14 protein-coding genes and 1 pseudogene are annotated in these 15,950 nt (G+C 64.2%); 10 read left to right on the plus strand and 5 right to left on the minus strand.

Features of this window, described 5'->3' with window-relative positions:
• Nucleotides 1-82: 82 nt before the first annotated feature.
• Nucleotides 83-1,750 (minus strand): amidohydrolase, encoded by a 1,668-nt coding sequence (locus NKH04_RS05010; protein ID WP_352918218.1) that lies wholly within the window; start codon nt 1,748-1,750, stop codon nt 83-85.
• Between the two features lie 141 nt (nt 1,751-1,891).
• On the opposite strand from NKH04_RS05010, the gene NKH04_RS05015 reads away from it, so the two are divergent.
• The 6 genes from NKH04_RS05015 (at nt 1,892) to NKH04_RS05040 (ending at nt 8,789) form a co-directional block, all read left to right on the plus strand.
• Nucleotides 1,892-2,923: a histone deacetylase family protein gene (locus NKH04_RS05015; protein ID WP_352918220.1), complete on the plus strand. Its 1,032-nt coding sequence runs from the start codon at nt 1,892-1,894 to the stop codon at nt 2,921-2,923.
• Nucleotides 2,924-3,160: 237 nt separating this feature from the next.
• Nucleotides 3,161-4,804, plus strand: coding sequence for an MFS transporter (locus tag NKH04_RS05020; RefSeq protein ID WP_352968932.1), 1,644 nt, complete (start codon nt 3,161-3,163; stop codon nt 4,802-4,804).
• A 136-nt stretch (nt 4,805-4,940) separates the two neighbouring features.
• Nucleotides 4,941-5,801, plus strand: coding sequence for an FAD binding domain-containing protein (locus tag NKH04_RS05025; protein ID WP_352448181.1), 861 nt, complete (start codon nt 4,941-4,943; stop codon nt 5,799-5,801).
• Entirely contained in the window at nt 5,801-6,277 is a 477-nt protein-coding gene (locus NKH04_RS05030) for a (2Fe-2S)-binding protein (RefSeq protein ID WP_352448182.1), read from the plus strand. Before NKH04_RS05025 ends, NKH04_RS05030 begins: the two co-directional genes overlap by 1 nt.
• A gap of 2 nt (nt 6,278-6,279) precedes the next feature.
• Entirely contained in the window at nt 6,280-8,544 is a 2,265-nt protein-coding gene (locus NKH04_RS05035) for a xanthine dehydrogenase family protein molybdopterin-binding subunit (protein ID WP_352918370.1), read from the plus strand.
• Nucleotides 8,544-8,789, plus strand: a complete 246-nt coding sequence (locus NKH04_RS05040; RefSeq protein WP_023675441.1) for a MoaD/ThiS family protein — start codon at nt 8,544-8,546, stop codon at nt 8,787-8,789. The genes NKH04_RS05035 and NKH04_RS05040 overlap by 1 nt, the downstream gene beginning before the upstream one ends.
• An 85-nt stretch (nt 8,790-8,874) precedes the next feature.
• Here the strand turns inward: NKH04_RS05040 and NKH04_RS05045 are convergent, their stop codons facing one another.
• Entirely contained in the window at nt 8,875-9,327 is a 453-nt protein-coding gene (locus NKH04_RS05045; RefSeq protein WP_352918224.1) for an Lrp/AsnC family transcriptional regulator, read from the minus strand.
• Between the two features lie 118 nt (nt 9,328-9,445).
• On the opposite strand from NKH04_RS05045, the gene NKH04_RS05050 reads away from it, so the two are divergent.
• Complete coding sequence (locus NKH04_RS05050) at nt 9,446-10,456, plus strand: nucleoside recognition domain-containing protein (RefSeq protein ID WP_352918372.1); 1,011 nt, start codon at nt 9,446-9,448, stop codon at nt 10,454-10,456.
• A 57-nt stretch (nt 10,457-10,513) separates the two neighbouring features.
• On the opposite strand, the pseudogene NKH04_RS05055 reads toward NKH04_RS05050, so the two are convergent.
• Nucleotides 10,514-10,714: pseudogene (locus NKH04_RS05055) on the minus strand (chloride channel protein); the annotation flags it as partial.
• Between the two features lie 202 nt (nt 10,715-10,916).
• On the opposite strand from NKH04_RS05055, the gene NKH04_RS05060 reads away from it, so the two are divergent.
• Entirely contained in the window at nt 10,917-11,201 is a 285-nt protein-coding gene (locus NKH04_RS05060; RefSeq protein ID WP_352448193.1) for an SCP2 sterol-binding domain-containing protein, read from the plus strand.
• A gap of 60 nt (nt 11,202-11,261) precedes the next feature.
• Here the strand turns inward: NKH04_RS05060 and NKH04_RS05065 are convergent, their stop codons facing one another.
• Together NKH04_RS05065 and odc2 are read right to left on the minus strand one after the other, a co-directional pair.
• Entirely contained in the window at nt 11,262-11,864 is a 603-nt protein-coding gene (locus NKH04_RS05065; protein ID WP_352918374.1) for a GNAT family N-acetyltransferase, read from the minus strand.
• Between the two features lie 209 nt (nt 11,865-12,073).
• Nucleotides 12,074-13,207 (minus strand): ornithine/lysine decarboxylase, encoded by a 1,134-nt coding sequence (gene odc2, locus NKH04_RS05070; protein WP_352612858.1) that lies wholly within the window; start codon nt 13,205-13,207, stop codon nt 12,074-12,076.
• 562 nt (nt 13,208-13,769) lie between these two features.
• Between odc2 and NKH04_RS05075 the strand changes: the two genes are divergently transcribed.
• Nucleotides 13,770-14,969, plus strand: a complete 1,200-nt coding sequence (locus NKH04_RS05075) for an amidase (protein WP_352918225.1) — start codon at nt 13,770-13,772, stop codon at nt 14,967-14,969.
• 1 nt (nt 14,970) lies between these two features.
• Entirely contained in the window at nt 14,971-15,870 is a 900-nt protein-coding gene (locus NKH04_RS05080) for a LysR family transcriptional regulator (protein ID WP_352469556.1), read from the plus strand.
• Nucleotides 15,871-15,950 lie beyond the last annotated feature (80 nt).

The raw sequence follows: 15,950 nt of genomic DNA on the forward strand, positions 1-15,950 counted from the left end.
CAGCATATGCCGGTCGGCTTGGCAACCATGCATCTGGATCTCGGTTCAGAACGCAAGCCCCATGCCATAGTCAGCGCCATCATCAACCCCGGTAAGTGATCTTGCCGCCGCAGATGGTGCTGACCGGACGCACCTTGTGCAAGGAAGCCGGTTCAGTTGCCTCGATATCGGCCGACAGCACCACCAGATCGGCCAGATAGCCTGGTTTCAGCCGGCCCTTACGGTGTTCCATGAATTCGGCATAGGCGCCTTCGACCGTATAGCCCGCAAGCGCTTCCAGCAGCGAGAAGCTCTGGTCGGGGTCGCCCTCTGCCCAAGGCTTGCGCAGCACCGCCGCCCGAATGCCCAGGATCGGGTCGACCCGCGACACCGGCCAGTCGGAAGCGAAAACGACATGCGCGCCCGCCTGCTTCAGCGTCCGCCAGGCATAGCTGAGCGGCCATCTTTCGCGGCCAATGCGCGAGAGCGTCGGCTCCAGCGGGAAGTCCATGGCGCCGGGCGGGTGCGGCGGCTGCATCGAGGCGACGACGCCGAGTTCGGCAAAGCGCGGCACGTCGGCGGCAGTGGTGACCTCGATGTGCTCGACCCGGTGCCGGCTGTCGCGCCTGCCGTTCTTCCGCCGCGCCGCCTCGTAACCGTCGAGGACCGCGCGCACAGCGCCGTCGCCTATCGAATGCACGGCGATCTGCAGCCCGCGCCGGTCGGCCTCCACCGCTACCTCGGCGAAATGCTCTGGCGTGAACAGCGGCTCACCGCGCCAGCCCGGCCGGTCGGCATAGTCGTCGACCATGACCGCGGTCCAGCCTTCCAGCACGCCGTCGTAAAACATCTTGACCATGCCGGACGACAGCCATTCCGATCGATAGGAGTTGGCCATGCTCGATGCCTTTTCCAGCTTGTCGAGCGTCATGAAGTTCTTGAAATGAAAAGGTATCTTGGTGCGGCAGAGCAGCCGCCCTTCCTGCTCCAAACCGGCAAGCAGTTCGAGTTGGTAGAGATTGCCGTCCATGTTCTGGATCGAGGTGATGCCGTGGCGGGCGCACCATTCCAGACCGCGATGCATCAGGTCGCGATCGGCCGCGACTTCGGCTGCGGAAGGGTACGGCTCGGGCTCGCCGCCTGTCGCAAGGCCGAGCCGCACGCGGTTCTGCCCGGAAAGCTCGAGGATCGGCCCGAACGCCTCTCCCTCGCGCAATTCGCCCGCCGCGAGGCCGTCGGCGCCCATGACGATCTCGTTGCCGGGGCCGAGTTGCTTGCCGTGCAGGATGCCAGCCAGCTTCAGCGCCTTGGTGTTGGCCCACATCGTGTGGTGATCGGAAGCCGACATCGCGAACGGCCGGTCGGCGATGATGCGGTCGAGATGATGGCGGGTGACCGGCTCTTCCTTGGAAAGGATAGTGTAGTCGACGCCGGCCCCAAGCAGCAATTTGGCGTTCGGCCGTGCCGCAGCGTAGGCGCGGATCGCGTCGCTCAGCGCATCGAAGCCATGCACGCCCTGAAGGTGCAGATTGTCCAGTTCGGCGGCGCCGCCGAAAAGGTGCATATGCGCTTCGATGAAGCCCGGCACCACCGAACCGCCTTGCGCATCGATAATCTTCGTGGCCGGCCCTTTCAGCGTCTCGATCGTCCGGCGATCGCCAACCGCCAGGATGTTGCCGTCCTTTATCGCCACCGCTTCGGCTGTCGGATTGCCTTCGTCCATGGTCAGCACACGGGCATTGGTGACGATCAGGTCGGCATTTGAACTCATGATTACCCGCAGGTCGGTTGCGCTGCCGGCAGGCTAGACGACCGGCTGCCGGGCCAGCAAGCCATGGCTGGTTGGCCCAGCGCCTTGTGAAAGGCAGTGCAGGACGGTTAGGGTCGCCGCGTCTCACCACGGAACAATTTCATGAAGACTGTTTTGTCGCCTTTCCATGCCGGCCATTCCGGCAATGTCGAATTGATCGCCGGCGCCATCGTGCCGGCCTTTGAAAAGCCGTCGCGCGCCGAGTTCATCAGGGCGCGGGTGGAGAGCGAGAAGCTCGGTCCGATCCTGCCGCCGGAAAGCCACGACCTCGCCGCCGCCAGGAAGGTGCATGCCAGCGACTATATCGATTTCCTGCCGACCGTGTGGCCGCTCTGGGAAGCATCGGGCCGCAGCGGTTCGGCCATTCCCTTCACCTGGCCGACGCGCGGCCTGCGCGGCGACGTGCGCCCGAAAGGCATCGATGCGCTGCTCGGCTTCTACTCCTTCGACGGTGGGGCAACGTTCGTCAAAGGCACATGGGATGCGATCAAGTCGTCCTATGACGTCGCGTTGACCGCCGCCGCGCTGGTCAAGGCCGGTGAGCCTTCCGCCTTCGCGCTGTGCCGCCCGCCAGGGCACCATGCGGGGGCGGCCTTCATGGGCGGCTATTGCTTCATCAACAACGCCGCCGTCGCCGCGCAATGGTTCCGCGACCATGGCGCCGGGCGCGTTTCGATCCTCGACATCGATTATCACCACGGCAACGGCACCCAGGAGATCTTCTATCGCCGAGGTGACGTTCAGGTGCTGAACCTGCATGGCGATCCGATGACGGAATATCCCTTCTTCCTCGGCCATGCCGACGAACGCGGCGAGGGCGACGGCGAAGGCTTCAACGACAATTACCCGATGCCCTTCGGCACCGGCTGGGACGTGTGGAACGCCTCACTCGAGGACGCTTGCACGAGGCTTTCGGCTTATGCTCCTGACGTCGTCGTGGTTTCACTCGGCGTCGACACCTTCGAGAAGGACCCGATCAGCCAGTTCAAGCTGAAGACCTCCGACTACCCCAGGATCGGCCGCCGCATCGCCAGGCTCGGCCTGCCGACGCTGTTCGTCATGGAAGGCGGCTACGCCGTCGAGGAGATCGGCATCAACGCCGTCGGCGTGCTGACCGGCTTCGAGGACCGCTAGAAGTGCCGCCGGTGCCTGCCAATCAGATGGCAGCGCTCGGCAAGCGGTACCGCCTGCCTGACCGATCGTTCAGCCTGCGGCGGCACGCGCTGACCCGCCCGCTATCTTGTTGTTGGACCATGATGTTTTTCCAGAATGCGTTCGCCCTTTGCGAAATGATGTTCTATTTTTTGAACCCACGGCTTGCAGGGCCTATTGATCGGAAGAACAAACGCATTTGAGCCCGGGAAAGCATTTATGAACGACGACACACCGGAAAGCGAAAGCGCCTCGGCGCTGGCGCCGTTCCGGCACGGCATCTTCCGGGCGGTGTGGTCCGCCAGCCTCGTCTCCAATTTCGGCGGCCTGATCCAGGGCGTTGGCGCCGCCTGGATGATGACGACGATCGCCACCTCGTCCTACCAGGTTGCATTGGTCCAGGCCTCGACCACCTTGCCGATCATGCTCTTCGCGCTGCTGGCCGGCGCTATCGCCGACAGCTTCAACCGGCGCAAGATCATGCTGATCGCGCAGATCTTCATGCTCGTCGTCTCGGCTCTCCTGACCGTCTTCACCTATCTCGACCTGATGACGCCGTGGACGCTGCTCGCCTTCACCTTCCTGATCGACAGCGGCACCGCGCTCAACAGTCCGTCCTGGCAGGCTTCGGTCGGCGACATGGTGCCTCGCACCAAGGTGCCGGCGGCGATCGCGCTCAACTCGATGGGCTTCAACCTGACGCGCAGCGTCGGCCCGGCGATCGGCGGCATCATCGTTGCCGCGGCAGGCGCTGCCGCGGCCTTCGCCGTCAACACGCTGAGCTATGTCGGCCTCATCGTCGTGCTGGCCCGCTGGAAGCCGGAACTGCCGGCCTCCGCCTTGCCGCGCGAGACGCTGGGCGCCGCAATGGGCGCCGGCCTGCGCTACGTCGCCATGTCGCCCAATATCGGCAAGGTGCTGGTCAGGAGCTCGGCTTTCGGCTTCAGCGCCGGCGCGGTCCTGGCGCTGCTGCCGCTGGTCGCGCGCGACGTCGTCAAGGGCGATGCCTTGAGCTACGGCATCATGCTCGGCGCCTTCGGCATCGGCGCCGTCGGCGGCGCGCTGACCAGCGTCAGGCTGCGGCAGCTGCTGTCCAGCGAAACCATGGTGCGCATGGCATTCGCCGGCTTCGCCGTCTGCGCCTTCAACGCCGCCGTCAGCAATCATGCCTGGCAGACGTCGCTCGGTCTGCTGCTCGGCGGCGCCTGCTGGGTGACCGCGCTGTCGCACTTCAACGTCACCGTGCAGATGTCGACGCCGCGCTGGGTGGTCGGCCGCGTGCTTTCGGTCTACCAGACCGCGACCTTCGGCGGCATCGCGCTCGGCAGCTGGGTCTGGGGTGTCGTTGCCGACGCGCATGGCGCCGAAGTCGCCCTGATGGCGGCCAGCGTCGCCATGCTGGCGGGAGGCGCCATCGGCCTGCTGCTGCCGCTGCCGCAGCAGGCCGTGCTCAACCTCGATCCGCTCAACCGTTTTCAGGAGCCGCATCTGGCGCTTGATCTCAAGCCGCGCAGCGGTCCCATCGCCATCATGATCGAATATGTCATCCGCAACGAGGACGTACCGGAATTCCTCGCCACCATGGCCGAGCGCGGCCGCATCCGCCGCCGTGATGGCGCCCGCAACTGGACCTTGGCGCGCGATCTCGAAAATCCCTCGATATGGATCGAGCACTACCACACGCCGACCTGGGTCGAATATATCCGCCACAATCGGCGCGCCACCTACGCCGACGCCGTCATCGGCGAGCGCATAAGGGCGCTGCACAGCGGCAACGAGCCACCGCGCGTCCGCCGCATGATCGAGCGCCCGACGACAGCAGGCACGGCGCTGGTGATGCCGAAGGGACCGATCGAGCATTAGTGGCTGGCGGTGCGTCCAGTTGGACGAGCAAAGGAAATTGCGGCGCCTGGCCCAATCCGCGAATGCACGAACAGGATGGCCATTGTGGAGAGACGGTTATATCAGTTGGTGTGACTATGACCACTAAGGGGAGACGATGCGTTACATACGTCCGCTTTCAATTGAAGACGCCGCCGGCCTGTTGGCCGGTTCAGCCGGCACGGCCGCCATCCTCGCCGGAGGCAGCGACCTCTTGGTGAGAATGAAAGGCGGCTTTATCGAACCCGACCTGATCGTCGACATCAAGGCGATCGACGGGCTTGGCGAGATCAGGGAAACAGCCGAGGGCTTCAGCATCGGCGCGGCGGTCCCCTGCGCCGTGCTGGGCGAGAACACGGCCCTGCAGAAGGCATGGCCCGGCGTCGTCGAAGCGGCCAAGCTGATCGGCTCGAAGCAGGTGCAGGGACGCTGCACCATCGTCGGCAATCTGTGCAACGCCTCGCCGGCCGCCGACAGCGTGCCGGCGCTGGTGGCCGCTGGCGCCAAGGCTGTGGTCGTCGGCCCGGGAACCAGGCGCACGATTGCCGTGCAAGCGGTGCCGACTGGGCCGGGCAAGACGTCGCTGGCCAAGGGCGAGATCATCGAGGCAATCCTGCTCGACAGCCGTCTACCGCGTTCGGGCGATGCCTATCTGCGTTTCATTCCGCGCACGGAGATGGACATCGCAGTGGTAAGCGCCGGCGTGAACTTGACGCTCGATGAGCAAGGTCGCGTCAAATCCGCCCGTCTGGCGTTGGGCGCCGTGGCGCCGACGGTGATTCTGGTCGAGGAGGCCGCCGAGGTTCTCATCGGCTCCAAGCTGGACGAAGCCACGCTGGACAGGCTCGCCAAGGTCTGCTCGGGTGCCTGCCGCCCGATCGACGACAAGCGCGGCACTATCGAATTCAGACGGAAAGTCGCGGGTGTGCTGGCCAAGCGGGCCGCCACGACCGCCTATGCACGCGCAGGAGGCAAATGATGGCTGGTGTGGCAGTATCAACGACAATCAACGGCGACAATGTCGAGTTCCTTTGCCAGCCGGACGAGACGCTGCTTGATGTCCTGCGCGATCGCCTGGGGCTGACGGGCGCCAAGGAAGGCTGCGGCACCGGCGACTGCGGGGCCTGCAGCATCATCCTCGACGATCGGCTGGTGTGCTCGTGCCTGGTGCTCGGCGCGGAGGCCGAGGGCCGGCGCGTCGAGACCATCGAGGGCATGGCGCATGGCGACAGGCTGCATCCGCTGCAGCAGAAATTCCTGGAGCACGCTGCACTCCAATGCGGCGTCTGCACGCCGGGCTTTTTGATAGCGGCGAAGGACCTTTTGGCCAAGAATCCCGATCCGACCGAGGAGGAGATCCGCTTCGGCCTCGCCGGGAACCTCTGCCGCTGCACCGGCTATGACAAGATCGTGCGTGCCGTTCAGGACGCCGCCAGCGTGATGAAGGGAGCATGACGATGAATTTCGATCCGCGTTACTCCGGACGCAATTTCACCGCTGTCGGCACGCGTCCCATCCGTCCCGACGGCGTCGACAAGGTGACGGGCCGCGCACGCTATGGCGCCGACTTCAACATGGCCGGGCAACTGGTCGGGCGCGTTCTCAGAAGCCCCCATGCGCATGCCACGATCAGGAAGATCGACACGTCGAAGGCGGAGAAGCTCGCCGGCGTCAAGGCCGTGATCACCGCGGCCGACCTGCCCGACCTCACCGACGGCGATGCCGCCATGTACGACATCCTCGACAACTGCATGGCGCGCAAGAAAGCGCTCTATGACGGCCATGCCGTGGCCGCGGTGGCTGCGGTCGATGCCCGCACGGCGAGGCAGGCACTGAAGCTGATCGAGGTCGACTACGAGGTGCTGCCGCATGTCACCGACGTCGACGAGGCGATGAAGCACTCCGCACCTCTGGTCAACGACGCCATCTTCACCGAGGGCCTCGAGCAAAAGCCCCTCAAGCCTTCCAATGTCACCAAGCGCACCCAGTACGGCCATGGCGACATCCATGTAGGTTTCGGCCAGGCCGACTTCGTCGTCGAACGCTCCTTCAAGACCGAGCAGACGCACCAGGGTTATATCGAGCCGCATGCCTGCGTGGCCAGTGTCAGCTCCGACGGCACCGCCGACCTGTGGGTCTGTACGCAAGGCCATTTTGTCTACCGCCAACACTGCGCCCAACTGCTTGGCATGGAAGCCTCGAAGCTGCGCGTCACCTCCTCGGAGATCGGCGGCGGTTTCGGCGGCAAGACCCATGTCTGGGCCGAGCCGGTGGCACTGGCGCTGTCACGCAAGGCCGGGCGGCCGGTCAAGCTGGTCATGACGCGCGACGAGGTGTTCCGCGCCTCCGGCCCGACCAGCGCCACCTCGATCGATGTTCGGATCGGCGCCCGCAAGGACGGCACCATCACGGCGGCCGAGGCGACGCTGCGCTATAGCTGCGGCCCCTATGCCGGCACGTGGGCCGAGATCGGCGCCATGACGGCCTTTGCCTGCTACAAGCTCGAGAACGTCAGGACGGTCGGCTACGAAGTGCTGGTCAACCGGCCCAAGACCGCGGCCTATCGCGCGCCGTCGGCTCCGATGGCGGCGTTTGCGGTGGAAAGTGCGGTCGACGAGCTGGCCAAGGAGATCGGCATGGACCCTGTCGAGTTCCGGATCAGGAACGCGGCGCAGGAAGGCACCAGATCGTCCTATGGACCGGTATATGGCCCGATCGGCATCGGGCCGACGCTGGAGGCGGTGAAGAACCATCCGCACATGAAGGCGCCGCTCGGCAGGAACCAGGGCCGCGGAATGGCCTGCGGCTTCTGGTTCAATTTCGGTGGCCAGACCTGCACCGACCTCAACATCGGCATGGACGGCTCGGTCTCGCTTGCCGTCGGCACGGTCGATGTGGGTGGTTCCCGCGCGTCGCTTTCGCTGGTCGCGGCGGAGGAGCTCGGCATCCCCTATGAGCAGGTCAAGGCGGTGGTCGCCGATACCTCCAGCCTCGGCTACAACGACATGACGGACGGCAGCCGCGGCACCTTCTCCTCCTCCATGGCGACGATCTCGGCCGCCCGCAACGCCATCAAGGTGTTGCGGGAACGCGCCGCACAGATGTGGGACATACCCGTCGACGACGTGGTCTGGGAAAAAGGTCACGCGATTGCCAAGGGCGAGAAATACGGCAACCTTGCAGCATTGTCGCTGAAGGAGATCGCAGCCGCGTCAGGGAAGACGGGGGGACCGATCGCAGGCCACAGTGAGCTCGTCGCCGACGGCGCCGGCGTCTCCTTCGCTACCCATATCTGCGATATCGAGGTCGATCCCGAGACCGGCTCCACCAGGGTGCTGCGCTACACCGTCGTCCAGGACGCCGGCAAGGCGGTGCATCCGACCTATGTCGAGGGGCAATACCAGGGTGGTGCCGCGCAAGGCATCGGCTGGGCGCTCAACGAGGAGTATATCTACGGCAAGGACGGGCGGCTGCAGAACCCTGGCTTCCTGGATTACCGCATCCCGGTCTGCTCGGACCTGCCGATGATCGACACGCAGATCCTCGAGATCCCCAACCCAAACCATCCCTACGGGGTGCGCGGCGTCGGCGAGACCTCGATCGTGCCGCCGCTGGCGGCGATCGCCAATGCGGTGTCGAACGCCGCGGGCGTGCGCATGACCCATATCCCGATGTCGCCGCCGCGCATTCTGGCGGCGATCGAGGCGGAACGGGGAGGCTGATGGTCGAAGTAACGCTCTGGGGGTCGCTCGGCGCGATCGCCGGAGGCAAGAGCAAGGTCGAAATCGAGGCGAAGGATATTCGGGAGCTGTTCAGGAAACTGGCTGAACAGTATCCCGGCCTCGAGCCATACATCGATCGCGGCATCGCCGTCGCCATCGACGGGACGATCTATCGCGACACCTGGTCGAAGGAACTGCCGGAAGGGGCGGAGATATTCCTGCTGCCGCGCCTTGCCGGGGGATGATTTGGGCTCGAGCTCAAGCCGCGCTCCGTGCGGCCAATGCTCGTTTATGAATTCGCGGCCCAGCAGGTCTATCATAACCCGAACACTACAGTGGAATTGCGGTCACTTCTTTGGCCGTTCGGATCACGAACATCGTGTGGTATCGCGCGACGTTGCTTCGGTCTCGGAACAGTCGCTCGCACAGTGCATCGAACTCTTCCATATCCGTCAGGCGGAGCATGAGGACGGCATCGGTTTCGCCGCTTACACTGTAGGCCTGAGTGACGGCCGGTTCCTGGGCGGCCAACTCGAGAAAGTCCCGCATATACTGCTCACCATGACGCTCCAGTTCGACGATGACGATCGCCTTCAAGCCCCGGCCAGCCTTTGCCGGTGCGAGAAGCGCGACGACGCGGCTGATGACACCACTTTTCTTCAGTCGTCGTATGCGGCGCAGGCAGCTCGAAGGGGAAAGCCCGATTAACCCCGCCAGTTTGGCGTTAGTTCGTGAGGCATCATCCTGGAGCAGGTTGAGAAGCCTTCTGTCGATCTTGTCCATGTTGGTCGCGCTCAGCGTCGGTGCGTTGCAATTTTATTGCACGGAATCGCAAACTTTGACCACAAATGCGAAGCGTCTCACGCTACTCAGATGGCTCCAGGGATGATGGAGCAGCATGATGGCAATTTGCGTCGCCTTCTATCGCAAGACATTGGAGACGCTTGAAATCTATTGGGAACTGGTTCGCGTGATCGTTCCGGTTGCGATTGCCACGCGGCTGCTGCAGGACCTTGGCGTCATCCAGGCGATTTCTCCGTTCTTCTCCCCGCTCATGTTGCAGGTGGGGTTGCCACCGGAACTCGCCTTTGCCTGGCTGACGGGATTGCTGGTCGGGATCTGGGGCGCGCTTGTGATCGTATTCACCTTGGTTCCGGTTTCGGCGCTCAGCACTGCCGACATGACGGTTCTTTCGGCTCTCTTGCTGTTTGCACATGCCATTCCGATCGAGCAACGGATCATTCAGAGGGCCGGGCCGAGCTTCCTGGTCACCGCGGCGCTTCGTATTGGCGGGGGTTTGGTCTTTGCTGTCCTTCTGCATCAGATATTCGCCGTGACCGGATGGCTGTCAGGACCGGTGAAGCCGGCGTGGATGCCGACGAATGAAAGCACCGACTGGGGCGGCTTTCTCCTGGGTACGCTCAAAACCCTGGGCATCATGCTCGTTGTTCTGCTTGCGCTGAGCTGGGTGATCGAGCTTCTAAAGATGTCGGGCATTTTGGAGTGGATGAACAGAGGGCTTGCACCGCTCTTTCGGCTCGCCGGCATCGAAAAGCAGACGGTACCTTTCGCCGCTGTCGGCCTGTTTCTCGGGATTTCCTATGGCGCAGGACTGCTGATCCGCGAGGCGCGCACGCCTAGCGCGGAGCCGCGTCAGATATTCCTTGCCTGCGTGTTCATGGGTTTTGCCCATAGCCTCATTGAGGATACGTTGGTCGTCGTCACGCTTGGCGCTGATGTTACGAGCGTGCTTCTCGGTCGCCTAGCGTTTGCCGTGCTCGCGATCGCCGTGATCGCAAAAGTAATCAAGGCGGTTCCCGACGCTTTTTTCTTCAAGACACTCTTCCACAAGGAAGAAGACAGTTCGCGCAATCGGATTTCGGAGCCGGCGATTAGCGGGCCGTTGACGTGAGCCCTCCTTACGCAGCAGCCGACATGTGTGTCGCATCGCTATCCGGACAGGACGCGGCTACCCCTCGCCCGACAGATCCGGCCGCGACTTGTCGAGTTCCTCGGCATAGCGCCGCATCAGGTGGCCTTCGGTCAGCAGCCCGACCACCTTGCGATCGGTGAAATCCTCGACCACCGCCAATTCCTGGGCGCCGGCGCGCTGGAAGGTCTCGGCCGCCGATTGCACGTTCATGCTCGGCACCAGCACAGCATCCCTGAATTTGGCGAAGGACAGCACCGGCAACCATGCCCGCGTGATGCTGCGGCGATAAAGCCCATCTTCACCTCGGGGAACTGCGTTGACGTAAACGTCAACCCGAAGCTATATGCGCCGGCGGCCGTGGCTGTAAAACCAGGCAAGCGGCTTCGGCCAGATCGAAGCGCCGGCGCGCGACAAACGCAAGCAGACGAGGAGAACCGCCATGAGCGTTCAGGAGATTGCCGACAACATCAGGTCGCGCGTGGCGAGTGCCGGGTTCGATCGCTCGGTGAAATTCGACACCGGCAGCGACGGCGTCATCGTTATCGACGGCGCCGATGTCTCGACCACCGATGCGCCGGCCGATTGCACCATAAAGCTGTCGCTCGACGATCTGGACTCGCTGATATCAGGCGACCTCAACCCGACGATGGCCTTCATGTCCGGCAAGATAAAGGTCGAAGGCGACATGAGCGTCGCCATGGCGCTGAGCCAGCTGATCGGCTGATCCACTCCGGTCAGGGACGAAAATAAGCCGCCGTGCAATGGGCGGCTTGTTTCTGATCCGTCACGCAGCGAGCGGCAGCCTCTGTGCCTTCAGCTTGCGCCCTGCCGCCTTCAGAGTGCCTTGCGCGCCGTCGAGCGCGCCGACAACCAGTTCCCGCGCCAGCAGGCGGTGCCGCTCGTAAGGCCCCGGCATGGCCATCGAGCCGGTCTTTGCGGCCGAAAAACCGAAGCGCTCGTAATAGGGCGCGTCGCCGACCAGCAGGATCGCCGCATGGCCAAGCCTCTCGGCCTCAGTGACCGCATGGCGCATCAGCGCCGAGCCGATGCCGGCATTTTTCAGCGCCGGGTCGACCGCAAGCGGGCCGAGCAGCAGCGCTGCCTTGCCGCCCTCGCCCAGCACCACGTCCCACAGCCGCACCGTGCCGGCAACAGTGCCCGACGCATCGCGCGCGACAAAGGCCAGGCCCTCCGAAGGCCGGCGGCCGCGCCGCAGCTTTTCCGACGACTTCTTCCGGCGCTTCGGCCCCATGGCGCGATCGAGCAAAGCCTCGCGCGCCGGGACGTCGGCGGCGCTTTCGGCGACGACCGCAATCTCCCCCCTCGAGGGGGAGATGTCGCCGAAGGCGACAGAGGGGGTTGTCGCGCGTGAAGCGCCGGCCTCCATCTGCGGCAGTAGGCCGAGTCCAGTCGAACCGACCCCCTCCGGCCGCTTCGCGGCCATCTCCCCCTCGAGGGGGGAGATTCCCACGCCTTCAACGATGAGATCTGCAATGTTCATTTCCGCGATCCTTCACAAGCGGATTGTTTCCACAGGCGAGCCCGGGCGGGCGACAGGGGCCCACCGGGGATGATCTGAGCAACTCTTGCGAGCCCTCAGATCACGTAGGATCGGAGAGGCTCGAAGCCGTTGAAGGCGACAGAGGCGTAGGTCGTCGTGTAGGCGCCGGTGCCCTCGATCAGCACCTCGTCGCCGATGGTCAGCGACAAGGGCAGCGGGTACGGCGTCTTTTCGTACATCACGTCGGCCGAATCGCAGGTCGGGCCGGCGAGCACGCAAGGCGCGGTCTCGCTGCCGTCATGCGCGGTGACGATCGGGTAGCGGATCGCCTCGTCCATCGTCTCGGCGAGACCGCCGAACTTGCCGATGTCGAGGAACACCCAGCGCACATTGTCGTTGTCGGCCTTCTTCGAGATCAGCACGACCTCCGATTTGATCACCCCGGCATTGCCGACCATGCCGCGGCCCGGCTCGATGATCGTCTCGGGGATGGCGTTGCCGAAATGCTTCCTGAGCGCCGAGAAGATCGCCTGGCCATAGGCCTGCGCCACCGGCACGTCCCTGAGATAGCGGGTCGGGAAGCCGCCGCCCATATTGACCATCTTCAGCACGATGCCTTCGTCGGCGAGCGTCGCGAACACCTTCTTGGCGTCTGCCAGCGCGCGGTCCCAGGCGGTCAGGTCGGTCTGCTGCGAGCCGACATGGAATGACACGCCATAGGCGTCGAGGCCGAGCGCCCTGGCATGGCGCAGCACGTCGACTGCCATTGCCGGCACACAGCCGAACTTGCGCGACAGCGGCCATTCGGCGCCCTCGCCATCGGTCAGGACGCGGCAGAACACGCGGGCGCCGGGAGCGACGCGAGCGATCTTCTCGACTTCCTCGACGCAGTCCACCGCAAACAGCTTGATGCCGAGCTGGTAGGCGCGCTGGATGTCGCGCTCCTTCTTGATGGTGTTGCCGAAGGAGATGCGGTCCGCCGGCGCACCGGCGTCCATCGCCATCTCGACTTCGGCAACGGAAGCGGTGTCGAAGGACGAGCCCATCGCAGCAAGCAGGCGCAGGATTTCCGGCGCCGGATTTGCTTTCACCGCATAGTAGATCTTGGAATCGGGAAGCGCCTTCTCGAAAGCACGGAAATTGTCGCGCACGACATCGAGGTCGACGACGAGGCACGGGCCGTTCGGACGTCGGGTGGCGAGAAAGTCAAGGATGCGCTGGGTAGCCATCGGGTCTCTCCATCAGCGCCTTTCGGCGCGCACAAAGGCTTGCGGACGCGGGCTCTCGGCCTCGCGAACACGCGGTGGACAAAGGCGGGACGGAAATCCATGGAACCAGCCGGTGGAGACCCCGGAACCATGAAGCGCCGTCTCGCGGCGGTGAACCTTGGCCTTGCCCGGCCTCGGTTCGCTTTGTCTGCCTTGGCTTGGATGGGAGACCCGTCCGCACTGCCGGCAATGAAGGTGTGCCTCTTCAGTAACCCCGATCTTTGGACGACCGGCAGAACACCAGAAAGGCCCGCACCGTCGTTGCTTCAAGGTGTCCTCGGTTGGCGGTTGGCCGCTAAACCGACTGGAGGGGTTGGCTCCAGTTACCTTACCGATTACCCTCACCATTCGAGGATCGGCGGACACCCACAGGCACGTGCGACTTTGGGCAAGCGCGATATAAGATCGAAAGATTTCACAATCAATAAAAATCGTATGGCAGGTTGTAAAATTTGTGGCATCGAACAATGCTGCGGCAACCAGAAGAAAAATGCTGCGGCAAGCACATCCGGATATCGAACGCATGACAGGCACTCGCGGCCCGCTGAACGCTTTTCTCGACCTTGATCAAACCCCTGTAGCCAATGCGAAATCCGGCCCGCTTGCCGGCTTGCGGCTTGCCGTAAAGGACATCTTCGACGTCGCCGGCTACCGCACCGGCTGCGGCAATCCGCAGAAATACCGGGACGCTTCACCGGCCATGGCGACCGCGCCGGCCGTCCAGGCGCTGCTTGATTCGGGCGCCCGCTTCGTCGGCAAGACGCAGACCGACGAACTCGCATTTTCCCTGCTGGGGCTGAACGCGCATTTCCCGTCGCCCATCAACCCGGCAGCACCCGACCGCGTCACCGGCGGCTCGTCCTCCGGTTCTGCCGCGGCAGTCGCCGGCGGGCTGGCCGACATTGCAACCGGATCGGACACCGGCGGCTCGATCCGAGCGCCGGCAAGCTTCTGCGGCCTGATCGGCCTCAGGACGACGCATGGCCGCATCCCGCTCGACGGCACCATGCCGCTGGCGCCTTCGCTGGACACGTTCGGCTGGTTCGCAAGCGACATCGTCATCTACGAAAAGGTCGGCACGGCGCTGCTCGGCGACGATCCGCATTCCCACGAACTGAGACGCCCCGTCGCTCTCGCTGCGCTGGACGGCCTCGTGCTCGGCCCGCACGAGGCCGACGAATATCGCGCCATGCTCCGCAGTGTCGCTTCGGTGCTGGGCGCACCGCGCAGCGTCGGCCCGCTGTCGCATTCGACCGACGATCTCTATTGGTGCTTCCGCAAGCTGCAAGGCTATGAAGCCTGGCAAAGTCACGGCGCCTGGATCGCCGGCGGCGACCGCATGCTGGGACCCGGTGTCAAGGAGCGTTTCGAGCACGGCGCGACAATCGACGCGGCAACCGCGCAATGTGAAACGGAACGTCGCGTTTCGTTTCGCCTCGAACTGGCCGGCCTGCTTGGCGACGACGGCGTTCTTGTGCTTCCGACCGCTCCTGGTGCCGCGCCGCTCAAGGCCGCGTCATTCGACGATTTGCAGACCTATCGCGAGCGGGCGCTGAGACTGCTCTGCCTTTCCGGCCTGTCCGGCTTTCCGCAAATCACGCTGCCGCTCGGCAAGACCGGCGGGGCGCCGTTCGGCCTTTCGCTGCTCGGTCCGAAGAACAGCGACCGGCAGTTGATTGCGCTGGCCGCCCGCATCCTTTCGGCCCACCAAGGAGGCGCATGACATGGATACGCTGACCCGCATGCGCGCCTTCATCGACGTGGTCGAGGCCGAAGGATTTTCGGCGGCGGCGCGCAAGATCGGCCGCTCGAAGGCGCTATTGTCGAAATATGTGCGCGAGCTGGAGGACGAGCTCGGCGCGCTGCTGCTCAACCGCACCACCAGGCAGTTTTCCCTGACCGAGGCCGGCCACACCTATTACCGGCGCGCCTCGGAGATCGTGCGCGAGGTCGACAGCCTTGCCGATGCGGTGCGCGAATCCTCCGGCGACGTGCGCGGCAGGATCAAGCTGTCGGCGCCGCGCACCTTTGCCGACGCGCCGATCGGCCAGTCGCTGATCGACTTCGCCAAGCAGCACCCCGACATCGTGCTCGACATCCATCTCGACGACCGTTTCGTCGATCTGGTCGAGGAGGGCTTCGATCTGGCGGTGCGCATTTCGCGGCTGGAAAATTCCTCGTTGATCGCCAGGCGCCTGGCGCCATTTTCGGTACGGCTTTGCGCGTCTCCTGAACTGATCGCCAGGCACGGCATGCCGGTCAGGCCGCAAGACCTTGCCCGCGTGCCTTGCATCATCGACACCAATGGGCGCTGGCTCACCAACTGGCCGTTCAAAGGCGACAGCGGCGATACGGTGAGCGTTTCGGTTTCCGGCCCGATCGAGGTCAACAGCCCGATGGCGGCAAGGGCCGCTGCCGTGGCTGGATTGGGATTTTCCGTCCTGCCGGATTTCATCGCCGCGCCCGACATCGAAAGCGGCAAGCTGCTGACTGCGCTGGATGACCGCATTCTGCCCGGCGGCGGCATTTTTGCCGTCTATCCGCACCGGCGCTATCTGCCTGCAAAAGTTCGCGTTTTCGTCGACTTCCTGGTGCAGTGGTTCAAGACGCTGGACAACGCATGAGCTTTCAGCCGCGTTGCGGTCCCATTTTCGCCCGCTTTCTGGTAACTGTCGGCAATTCACCGAAGCCGATTGAATCGCGA

Source organism: Mesorhizobium sp. M1365, assembly GCF_040317865.1.
Taxonomy (GTDB): Bacteria; Pseudomonadota; Alphaproteobacteria; order Rhizobiales; family Rhizobiaceae; genus Mesorhizobium.